The 10,761-nt window shown below is 59.2% G+C and carries 11 protein-coding genes and 1 pseudogene; 10 read left to right on the forward strand and 2 right to left on the reverse strand.

Features of this window, described 5'->3' with window-relative positions; all coding sequences use genetic code 11:
* Window positions 1-147, reverse strand: a pseudogene (locus AC6CDK_RS16795) (ThiF family adenylyltransferase); the annotation flags it as partial.
* A 157-nt stretch (window positions 148-304) separates the two neighbouring features.
* On the opposite strand from AC6CDK_RS16795, the gene AC6CDK_RS16800 reads away from it, so the two are divergent.
* The 9 genes from AC6CDK_RS16800 to AC6CDK_RS16840 all read left to right on the forward strand — a co-directional run bounded on the left by AC6CDK_RS16800 (window position 305) and on the right by AC6CDK_RS16840 (window position 9,871).
* Window positions 305-2,488, forward strand: a complete 2,184-nt coding sequence (locus AC6CDK_RS16800; protein ID WP_192905984.1) for a methyl-accepting chemotaxis protein — start codon at window positions 305-307, stop codon at window positions 2,486-2,488.
* A 221-nt stretch (window positions 2,489-2,709) separates the two neighbouring features.
* Window positions 2,710-3,204, forward strand: a complete 495-nt coding sequence (locus tag AC6CDK_RS16805) for a chemotaxis protein CheW (protein WP_039645699.1) — start codon at window positions 2,710-2,712, stop codon at window positions 3,202-3,204.
* 33 nt (window positions 3,205-3,237) lie between these two features.
* Entirely contained in the window at window positions 3,238-4,101 is an 864-nt protein-coding gene (locus tag AC6CDK_RS16810; RefSeq protein WP_039645697.1) for a CheR family methyltransferase, read from the forward strand.
* Window positions 4,098-4,580 (forward strand): chemotaxis protein CheD, encoded by a 483-nt coding sequence (locus AC6CDK_RS16815; RefSeq protein ID WP_039645696.1) that lies wholly within the window; start codon window positions 4,098-4,100, stop codon window positions 4,578-4,580. Before AC6CDK_RS16810 ends, AC6CDK_RS16815 begins: the two co-directional genes overlap by 4 nt.
* Window positions 4,581-4,608: 28 nt before the next feature.
* Window positions 4,609-5,673, forward strand: a complete 1,065-nt coding sequence (locus AC6CDK_RS16820) for a protein-glutamate methylesterase/protein-glutamine glutaminase (RefSeq protein ID WP_039648296.1) — start codon at window positions 4,609-4,611, stop codon at window positions 5,671-5,673.
* A gap of 175 nt (window positions 5,674-5,848) precedes the next feature.
* Complete coding sequence (locus AC6CDK_RS16825; RefSeq protein WP_039648295.1) at window positions 5,849-7,084, forward strand: EAL and HDOD domain-containing protein; 1,236 nt, start codon at window positions 5,849-5,851, stop codon at window positions 7,082-7,084.
* Window positions 7,085-7,193: 109 nt separating this feature from the next.
* Window positions 7,194-8,621, forward strand: coding sequence for a hopanoid biosynthesis associated radical SAM protein HpnJ (gene hpnJ / locus AC6CDK_RS16830; RefSeq protein WP_039645694.1), 1,428 nt, complete (start codon window positions 7,194-7,196; stop codon window positions 8,619-8,621).
* A gap of 10 nt (window positions 8,622-8,631) precedes the next feature.
* Entirely contained in the window at window positions 8,632-9,498 is an 867-nt protein-coding gene (hpnK, locus tag AC6CDK_RS16835; protein ID WP_192905985.1) for a hopanoid biosynthesis-associated protein HpnK, read from the forward strand.
* Window positions 9,491-9,871 (forward strand): EamA family transporter, encoded by a 381-nt coding sequence (locus AC6CDK_RS16840; RefSeq protein ID WP_039645690.1) that lies wholly within the window; start codon window positions 9,491-9,493, stop codon window positions 9,869-9,871. Before hpnK ends, AC6CDK_RS16840 begins: the two co-directional genes overlap by 8 nt.
* An 81-nt stretch (window positions 9,872-9,952) precedes the next feature.
* Here AC6CDK_RS16840 and AC6CDK_RS16845 read toward each other — a convergent pair whose 3' ends face one another.
* Window positions 9,953-10,324 carry a glutaredoxin domain-containing protein gene (locus AC6CDK_RS16845; protein ID WP_039645689.1) on the reverse strand — a complete coding sequence of 124 codons (372 nt, stop codon included), beginning with the start codon at window positions 10,322-10,324 and terminating at the stop codon, window positions 9,953-9,955.
* A gap of 92 nt (window positions 10,325-10,416) precedes the next feature.
* Here AC6CDK_RS16845 and AC6CDK_RS16850 point away from each other — a divergent pair.
* A partial coding sequence (locus AC6CDK_RS16850) for an OB-fold nucleic acid binding domain-containing protein (RefSeq protein WP_496639926.1) occupies window positions 10,417-10,761 on the forward strand: 345 nt, incomplete at its 3' end.

A 10,761-nucleotide genomic window follows, 5' to 3' on the forward strand; every position in this document is an offset into this window, starting at 1 on the left:
CAGCGACAGGCTGTCATACGTGAGCAAACGCCCCGTCAGCAATTCTCCGACTCCCAGCAGGTGCTTCAATGCCTCTGTCGCCTGCAACGAGCCAATCACCCCTGGTAATACCCCCAAAACTCCGGCGCGGGAACAACTGGTCGCTATCCTTGAACAGATGATTTCGGTAACGTTTTCTGCAGCCAATCGGAGATCAAAGAAAATCCAGCTAAATATATTTACATCTCCGTCGAAGAGATATGTGTTGCATGGATGAGCGCCGGATGTAGATGCCGACGTCTATACGCAGGCAAAGGAGCGGATTATGTTCAAGAACATGAAGGTCGGTTTGAGGCTTGGTATCGGCTTCGGAGTTGTGGTTGCCGTATTCATGACAGCGATCCTTGCAACGCTTGTTCTGCTGCGCGAGGTCAATCAGGAGTCGCGCCAGGTGGCCGAAGAATCGATACCATTCCTGATGAGTGCGTACGAGATGGACTTAGCCCTGTCAGAGTTGACGGAGGGTCTCACAGCCGTGGCCGCCACCCATAACCCCGATGGTTTCAAGGGGGCTGAGGAAGCGGCTGCCACTGTAAAGCGGGAAGTAGAGAAGTTCCGCGAAATGTTCCGCAAGGAAAATGATACGGCTGCATTAAAGGAGCTGGAAGAACTGGAGGCAGCCTTTACCTCCTTTCATCTCAGCGGGGTCAAGATGGCCAAGGTCTATATGGAGCAGGGGATTACAGCCGGCAACCCTCTCATGAGGGAGTTTGATAAATCCCACGAAGCACTGATCGAAAAGGTCGAGAAACTTCAGAAGAGCCAGGTGAACGAGGCCCTGAGCAATAGCCGCGATAACGTTGCCGCGATCGGCAAGGTGACCATGGTCCTTATCGGGTTCGGCATCATAGCTGTCCTGATAGGTGTTGCCGTGGCCTTTTTCATTACTCGGAGCATTACGCTCCCGCTCGTCCGCGCCATGGAAGCAAGCAATCGCCTTGCAGAGGGTGATTTGACCATGGAGATCGTCGCGGATCGCGAAGATGAGGCAGGACAACTACTTAAGTCCATGAAGAATATGATCGACTCCCTGCGTTCTCTTGCCACGACGGCAGAGCGCGTGGCTGAAGGAGACTTGGCAGTCGAGGTTGTTGTCCGCTCCGACCGCGACGTTCTTGCCAGGAATCTCCATGCCATGCTCGAGACGCTCAAGGGGCTGCGTCAGGAAACTGATGACCTTATCTTCGCCGTGCAAGACGGCAGGCTGGGCGTGCGTGGCAATGCCCGGGCTTTCAGCGGCGGATGGGGTGAGCTCCTGACCGGCATTAACCAGTTGGTTGACGCATTTGTGCAGCCGATACAGGTGACGGCAACGGCACTTGACCGGATCAGCCGCGGTGATATTCCGGAGAAGATAACGACCGAATACAAGGGAGATTTCAACGAAATTAAAAACAACCTCAATAGTCTCATTGATGCCATGAATGCAATTACCAGGCTCGCCCAGGAACTTTCCGCCGGCAACCTGACGGTGGAGGTGAAGGAGCGCTCAGACCGCGACGAACTGATGAAGGCCCTTGCCTCCATGGTGGCCAAGTTGCGCGACGTGGTGGCGGATATCATGGCGGCCGCGGACAACGTCACGTCAGGCAGTCAGCAACTGTCGGCCACGTCAGAGGAGATGAGCCAGGGGGCCACCGAGCAGGCTGCGTCGGCAGAGGAAGCCTCGTCGAGCATGGAGCAGATGTCGTCCAATATCCGCCAGAACGCAGACAATGCGGCGCAGACCGAGAGGATCGCCGTCAAGTCTGCAACTGACGCAACCGAAGGAGGGACGGCGGTCGGCAATACCGTTTCGGCCATGAAGGAGATCGCTTCGAAGATTTCCATCATCGAAGAAATCGCCCGCCAGACGAACCTGCTGGCGCTCAACGCTGCGATCGAGGCGGCGCGGGCGGGTGAGCACGGGAAGGGGTTCGCGGTGGTGGCGAGCGAAGTACGCAAGCTTGCTGAGAGAAGCCAGAAGGCAGCAGGCGAAATCAGTGAACTTTCCTCGTCGAGCGTTGAGGTTGCAATTCGGGCAGGCGAACTGCTTGCCACCATCGTGCCCGATATTCAGCGCACCTCGGAACTGGTGCAGGAGATCAGCGCCGCCTGCCGCGAACAGGATACGGGTGCCGAGCAGATCAACAAGGCCATCCAGCAACTCGACCAGGTGATCCAGCAGAATGCCTCGGCAGCGGAGGAAATGTCGTCCACGGCCGAGGAGCTTTCGTCGCAGGCCGAACAGCTCCAGGATACGGTTGCTTTCTTCAGGATCGGCGAAGAGGTGAGACGCAAGACTGCGCCAAAGCCGTCACGGCCGAGTGCCAAGGCGCGCATCAGGCTTCCTGCGGTCCCCAATGGCACGGCCAACGGCTATGGTCGCACGGGTGCTCCCGTTACAGGCGGCTTTGCCCTGGACATGGCAGGCCACGATCATCTGGATAGCGAGTTCGAGAAATTCTGAGGCCATTGGCGTTCAGAACGTAGGGGCAGCCATGTAGTGCGTTGTGTCGTGGCACGGCATCAGGTTTCCCGTAGCCGCCTATCGGGAATATCCTGAGAAGCCTAAAGATTTCCCGTTATTCACCGATATCACAACAAAGTGACATCCATCGGCCCAAGGTTTCTCCGTTGGGAGGAAACAGGTCCGGGTGCTTGGCTGTCCATGCGTTACGGAGGTTTACCATGAGCGTTGTCGCAATCGCCGAAATCAGGCAGTATCTTACCTTCAAGCTTGACGATGAGGTGTTTGCCGTTGACGTGGCAAAGGTTCGGGAGATCCTTGAGCTTACCTCCATTACCAGAGTGCCCCAGACTCCTCAGTTCATGCGCGGGGTGATCAATCTGCGGGGAAGCGTGGTGCCGGTGGTTGATCTGAGGCTCAAGTTCGGCATGTCCGAGACTGCGCCGACCGTCGATACCTGCATCATCGTGGTTGAAGTGGCCCATGGGAGCGAAACGCTCATACTCGGTGCCCTGGCCGATTCGGTACAGGAGGTTTTCGAAATGGAACCGGAGCAGGTCGAGCCGGCCCCCCGGATAGGAACCAAGCTCAACACCGATTTCATCCTCGGCATGGGAAAACACGATGGACGGTTCATTATGATTCTTGACATCGATCGGACCTTCACCAGCGGCGAACTTGCGACTGCCGGATCGATGTCGGGCGAGGCGGCGTAGAGACCGGGTTTCCGGGGTATGGCTGGGGGGGGGATGTTTAGCGCTGCGACTGACAGAATTACCACGACGGCCATGACCGACCGGGAGTTTGCCCGATTCAGCGAGTTTATCTACGACACTTGTGGCATCAAGATGCCGCCGGTCAAAAAGACCATGCTGGAGGCCCGGCTCCAGAAACGGTTGCGCAAGCTGGGGATCAACTCGTTCAAGGACTATTCGGAGTACCTGTTCAGCCGCACTGGTACCGAGACAGAGCTCGTCCACCTGATCGATGTCGTAACCACCAACAAGACCGACTTTTTTCGCGAACCGGCCCATTTCGACTATCTGGTCTCACAGGCCCTGCCCGAGCTCATGGAGCGGACCGGCGCCGGACTGCGCAAGCCGCTTTCCATCTGGAGCGCCGGTTGTTCCAGCGGTGAAGAGCCCTATACCCTCGCCATGGTGCTTTCGGAGTTCAGCGAGCAGCAGAATATTTCGTTTTCGATTCTCGCCACCGACATCTGTACCACTGTTCTCGATAAGGCCAGGCTTGCCGTGTATGACGAAGAGCGGATCGATCCTGTCCCCCTGTCGTTGCGCCGCAAGTACCTGCTCCGTGGGAAAGGGGAGCAGAAGGGGCTGGTGCGAATCGTGCCCCAACTCCGCCACCGCATCACATTCCGCCGCCTCAATTTCATGGATGGCGACTTTGGCATGCGGGAACCGATGGACATTATTTTCTGCCGCAACGTGGTCATCTATTTCGACAAGACGACGCAGGAGCGGCTGCTGAACAAGTTCTACCGGCAACTGATCCCGGGCGGCTATCTGTTCATGGGGCATTCCGAGACCCTCTCGGGCCTGGATGTTCCCTTTGTCCAGATGGCATCCACCGTGTACCGGAAAGGGTTATGACCACCCGGCATCCCAAGCTGCCTCACATCTACCTGAAGCCGGGAGAGTTCCATTTCGCCACGAAGCCGACAGTGGTAACGACCGTGCTGGGGTCCTGCGTTTCAGTCACCATGTTCGACGTATTCTCCCGGGCGGCGGCCATCTGTCATGCGCTATTGCCGGACGGGCCGCGGGATGACGCCTTTCGTTACGTGGACTCGTCTATCTTCCGGATGCTGGAGATGTTCATGTCTCGCGGGATAACCCCGAGGCAGCTCCAGGTGAAACTGTTCGGCGGTTCTGACATGCTGGGGGCGACCGCAAGCCGACCGGGCGTCGGCAGCCGCAACGTGGACATCGCTCACCAGGTTCTTGCATCCGAAGGGCTTGAGGTGGTTGCGGCAGATGTGGGGGGAACCCGTGGGCGCAAGCTCTTTTTCTATACCCATACGGGTGAGGTGCTGCTCAAACGGTTGAACCGCACCGAGGCGGACAGTTGAGCCGGAAAAGGCCGGGATGGGCAGATCCATGAAGAAAATCAAGGTGCTCATTGTCGATGATTCAGCCGTGGTCCGCCAGACCATGGCGGATATTCTCGCCTCAGACCCCCAGATCGAGGTGATGGCAACGGCTGCTGATCCCTTTATCGCTGCGGAGCGGATGAAGGGCGAAGTGCCGGACGTCATTACCCTTGACGTGGAGATGCCGCGCATGGACGGCATCACCTTCCTCCAGAAGATCATGAGCCAGCATCCGATTCCGGTGGTCATGTGCTCCACTTTGACAGAGAACGGCTCTGAAACGGCCATGAAGGCCCTCGAGTACGGGGCTGTGGAGATTATCCAGAAACCGAAGCTCGGCACCAAGCAGTTTCTCGAGGAGTCCCGGGTCAGGATCTGCGATGCGATCAAGGCTGCCAGCCAGGCAAGGCTGAGGAAGATTCCCGTCCGCCCCCACGCCGTTGCCCCCAAGCTCAGTGCCGACGTAATCCTTGAGAAACCGGCCTCCCGCGCCATGATCCAGACTACGGAGAAAGTGGTGGTGGTGGGTGCCTCCACTGGTGGTACCGAGGCATTGCGCGTTTTCCTGGAGTCCTTCCCCGCCGATTGCCCGCCCATCGTCATTGTCCAGCATATGCCCGAAGGGTTCACCCGGGCCTTTGCCCAGCGACTCGACGGCATCTGCCGTATCTCGGTCAAGGAGGCCGTTGACAACGATTCGGTGATCCGCGGCAGGGCCCTCATTGCTCCGGGCAACCGGCACATGCTCCTCAAACGGAGCGGTGCCCGATACTATGTGGAGATCAAGGACGGGCCCCTAGTGTCCCGCCATCGCCCGTCGGTAGATGTTCTGTTCCGTTCGGCGGCCCGGTATGCCGGTAAGAACGCCATGGGAGTCATTATGACCGGCATGGGAGACGACGGCGCCAGCGGCATGCGCGAGATGAAGGATGCCGGTGCCATGACCATTGCCCAGGACGAAGCGAGCTGCGTGGTGTTCGGCATGCCCAACGAAGCCATCAAACGCGGCGGGGCAATCAAGGTGCTGCCTTTGGAAGCCATTGCAGCGGAGGTGATCAGGCATTGCAGTTGAATCCCCGTAACTGACCGGGCAGGGTGGGCATGCTCTTCCATGACGGGTAACCCGGCCGGATGGAGGCAGGCACCGAGCATGGTCCGACGCGCTATTTAACTAAAGCTCCTTGATGTTTCGATTATAGCGGGTTAAGCTTGGCATAGTCGCGGTGTACATGGGGGTGGGTGAAGACATGGCGGAAGAAAAGTTTTTCCTGGGCAGACAACCAATCCTTGATCGGGAGCAGCGGCTCTACGGCTTCGAACTTCTGTTCCGGTCAGCCGACTCTCTCCACGCCAATGTGACCGACTATCTCCAGGCCAGTGCCAGTGTGATTTTCGATGCGCTCTCCAGTTTCGGTTTCCGGGAGATACTCGGCAAGCACAAGGGGTTCATCAACGTCAACGCCGATGTCCTCATGAGCGAGGCCCTGGAGCTTCTTCCGCCCGAAAAGGTGGTCATCGAGCTTCTGGAGCATGTGCCGATTACCGAAACCGTTATCGGCCGTTGCCATGAATTGCGGGAAAAGGGGTTTTCCCTGGCCCTTGACGACCATGTCTATGAACCGGTCTACGAGCCCCTCTACCATCTCGTTGACGTGATCAAAATTGACCTGTTCCGCACCGGCCTGGAAAATCTTGCCTCGGAAGTCGAGACGCTCAGGAAGTGGAACACCAAGCTCCTGGCCGAAAAGGTGGAGACGGTGGAGCAGTACGAGCGGTGCGCCAAGCTCGGTTTTACCTATTTCCAGGGCTACTACTTCGCCCGCCCCGTGGTGCTCACCCGCACCCGCGTCGACGTGGGCCGGCTGGCCATCGTCAAGCTTTTCAATCAGTTGGTGGCAGAAGTGGAACTGGCGGAACTGGAGGAGACCTTCAAGCAGAACCCGAATCTGGTCCTCAATCTCCTGCGGCTCGTCAACTCCGTTGCTGTTGGTCTCAAGGAAAGGATCACCTCGCTTCGCCACGCGATCATGGTGCTTGGCTACCACCAGTTGCGGCGCTGGGCCATGATGGCACTCTTCGCCAACAACGCCCAGGGGGTAGGGGACAACCCACTCCTGGTCATGGCTGCCACCCGGGCCCGTCTCATGGAGCTCATCATCTCGGAACAGCCCGCTGCCCGCCTGGATCGGGACTACCCCGACCGCGCCTTCATGACCGGTATCCTATCCCTGGCTGACGCACTGCTCAAGGTTTCCATGGACGAGGTCCTTGCCCCTCTCAATCTGGACAATGACGTGCGGGAAGCGCTGCTTTCCCGAACCGGGGAGCTGGGAGAGCTCCTTACCCTGGTGGAGAAGATCGAAAAGGACGATTTCGAAAACATCGCTTGCAGCTTTGAGCGGTTCCAGCTCTCCATGGAGCGTCTCGCTCCCGTCCAGATGGATGCCTGCAACTGGGCGACCCAATTGGGTGAAGTCGCCTGACCGCGCCCAGCCGTACGTTATCCCATAACCCTTGACATTGCTGCTGCATGGCTCTATTCTGCCAGATTATTCACGCGGATATGCCAGTCCCGCGCGCAGAGGAGCACCCATGAAGCCCCTGTTTCTCAACCCCCCAACCTACGAAGATTTCGACGGCGGCGCCGGTGCCCGTTACCAGGCCTCCCGGGAGGTGACGTCCTTCTGGTATCCCACCTGGCTCTGTTTCCCGGCCGGGATGATCGACGGCTCCCGCGTGGTGGACGCGCCGGTGCAGCGCTTCGATCTGGACGCCTGTCTTGCCATTGCCGCTGACTATGACATGGTGGTGATGTACACGTCTACCCCCACGCTTTCCCTGGACATCGAAACCGCCCGCCGGATCAAGGAGCGCAAGCCGGCCATGGTGACGGTCCTGACCGGCCCCCATGTGACGGTCCTCCCGGAAGAGTCGCTCCGGCAGGGGGAAGGGGTCATCGACATCGTCTGCCGCGGCGAATTCGACTACACCACCAAGGAGCTCTGCGAAGGGCGCGAGTGGGAAAAGATCGACGGTATCAGTTTCTGGAAGGACGGCGTCATCCACCATACCCCCGACCGTCCCCCCATCCAGGACCTGGACGCGCTGCCGTTCGTGGCGCCGGTCTACAAGCGGGATCTGCCGATTGCCGAGTATGTCATCCCCCACTTCAAAAACCCCTACGTATCCATCTACTCCAGCCGCGGCTGTCCGTCCAAGTGCATCTACTGCCTCTGGCCCCAGACCTTTTCCGGGCGCGCCATGCGGACCCGCAGCCCCCAGAACGTCTACGAAGAGGTGAAGTGGATCGTCGACAACATCCCCGAGATGCGCGAGCTCTCCTTTGACGACGATACCTTCACCGCGGACCGGCGCCATGCCAGGGAGGTGGCGGCCAAACTGAAGCCGCTGGGCATCTCGTGGACCATCAACGCCCGGGCAAATTGCGACTACGAGACCCTCAAGATCATGCGCGAGGCGGGTCTGCGCCACGTGGTCGTGGGCTACGAGACGGGGAACGAGCAGATCCTGAAGAACATCAAGAAAGGGGTCACCAAGGAACAGGCCATCGAGTTCACCAGGAACTGCAAAAAGCTCGGTCTCTCCGTGCATGGCGCCTTCATCATGGGACTTCCCGGCGAGACGCGGGACACCATCAGGGAGACCATCGAGTTCGCCAAAGCCTTGGATCTCAACTCCATCCAGGCCTCCCTGGCCTCGCCCTATCCGGGCACCGAGTTCTGGGACCTGTGCCGACAGGAGGGATGGATCGCCTCCGACGCCTACATTGACGATACGGGCCACCAGATGTGCGTCATAAACTATCCCCACCTCTCCAACGCGGAGATCTTCAATGCCGTGGAGGAGTTCTACGACAAGTTCTACTTCCGCCCCAAGTTTATTCTCCGGACGGTCATGAAGATGATCACCGACGGCGAAGAGCGCCGCAAGCGGCTCAAGGAAGGGAAACAGTATCTGGAATACATGAAAAAACGCAAGGCCGCGGGCCATTCCTGCTGATTCCGAACCCATGAAACGCGTCATTATCAATGCAGACGATTTCGGCCTCTCCGACGGGGTCAACCGCGCCGTCATCAAGGCGTGGCAGGAGGGGATACTCACCTCTGCCTCGCTCATGGTGGGGGGCGACGCATTTCACGAGGCGGTCCACCTGGCAAAGGCCAACCCCGGGCTCCAGGTGGGGCTCCACCTGACCCTTGTCCAGGGGCGGGCCGTGGGGGAGCACGGTGGTTTCCCCTCCATCTGCGACAGCAAGGGGGTTTTCAGCGACGATCCGGTCCAGACGGGGATGCGCTACTTTTTCATCCCCCCGTTCCGCAAACAACTCTATCGCGAGATCGAGGCCCAGATCGTCCGCTTCCTCCAGACCGGGCTGCCGCTCTCCCATGTGGACGGCCACCTGAACATCCACATGCACCCGGTGGTCTTCGACCTCCTTTGCGGACTCATGCGCAAGCACGGCATCACCACCTTCCGGCTCTGCCGGGAAAACCTGAGGGCAAACCTTGCCCTGGAGCGGGAACGCGGGTTCGGCAAGATGGTGGACGCCTTCATCTTCTCGAAGCTCGCCGGCCGGTGCCGGCCCATTCTCGACCACCTGGGCATCGGTTATGCGCAGGAGGTGAAGGGACTCCTCAATTCGGGCCGCATGACCGAGGAGTACCTGCTCCGGGTGCTCGATACCCTTGAAGAAGGGACCACGGAACTCTACTTCCATCCCGGCTGCCTTCCCTGCGCCGAGATCACGCGCCGGATGCCGGACTATCGGCACGAGGAGGAACTGGCGGCTCTCACGAGCCCCCGGGTCAAGGGGCGCCTGAAGGAGCTCGGCATCGAACTCGGCAACTATCGGGGAGAGGTCAAGACCTATGCTTAAAACGGTAATCATCATGCTCATGGCGGTGTCGGCCGGCACCATCGGCGACATTCTCCTGGCCAAGGGGATGAAGGAACTCGGCGACCTGTCGGCCATGAACCTGCGGGGCATCCTCAATGTGGCCGGACAGGCCCTCACCTCGCCGAAGTTGATTTTCGGCACCGCCATGCTGGCAATCTTCTTCTTCCTCTGGCTGGCGGTCCTTTCCTGGGAAGACCTGTCCGTCGCCCTCCCCATGCAGGCCCTCAATTACGTCCTCGTTGCGTTTCTTTCCCAGTGGTTTCTCGGCGAGACCGTTTCACCCCTTCGCTGGACCGGCACAATTCTGGTCTGCGTCGGAGTCATGCTCATCACGAAAAGCGGAACCTCCTGAGGGCAGAATGCTTCATATAGAACGAAAAAAGGAGCCGTTCGGCTCCCTTTTTCGTTCTGTCCATCGTGCACGAACGGCGTCCTATTTCTTGGACTGGACTTCTTTTACCGCCTTTTCGAACGCGTCGGGGCTGAACCCCTTGAGCACCTTGTCATTGCCGATGATGATCACCGGCACGCCCTGGCTCTTGTATTTCTTGGTCAGCTCTTCCATGGCCGTGGCATCCAGTTCCACGTCCTTGTTTATGAACGGAATGTTCTTGGCCGTGAAGTACTCCTTGGCCTCCTTGCAGTGGGGGCACCAGGCCACCGAATAGAGGACCACCTTGGGGTAGGTCTGCTTCTTGGCGGACGCGTCGATCTTGCTCTGGGTGGGGGATACGTCGGCTGCCAGAGCCGGCACGGCCAGAGCCGCAATCGCCAGAACGCATGCCGCAGCGAATATTTTACGCATGACTCTCTTCTCCTTTGCTGTACAATTGGCTTCGTCGTTCCTCCAGACTATACCGAAGGGGAAGGGCAAGTCAAATGGGCAGGGGACAGGACATGAACGAGCGGATACGGATACGGGAGATACTGGCCGGAGCCCCGGCCGGCAGGGAAGTGACTGTCAAGGGGTGGGTCAGGACGAGCCGCGTTGGCAAGGGGGTCGCCTTTCTGGCGGTGAATGACGGATCGTGCTTGGCGAGCCTCCAGGTGGTGGCCGAACCGGGACTCGCCAACTACGACGAGGTGCGAGCCATCGGCACCGGCGCCGCCGTGGCGGTCCGGGGGCTCGTTGCCGAGTCGCCGGCCGCGGGGCAGGCCGTGGAGCTCCACGCGGCGGAGGTGACCGTGATCGGCAGCGCCGACGAACAATATCCCCTGCAGAAAAAGCGCCACACCTTCGAG

The sequence above is a fragment of the Geobacter sp. PheSNFMC genome (assembly GCF_059620965.1).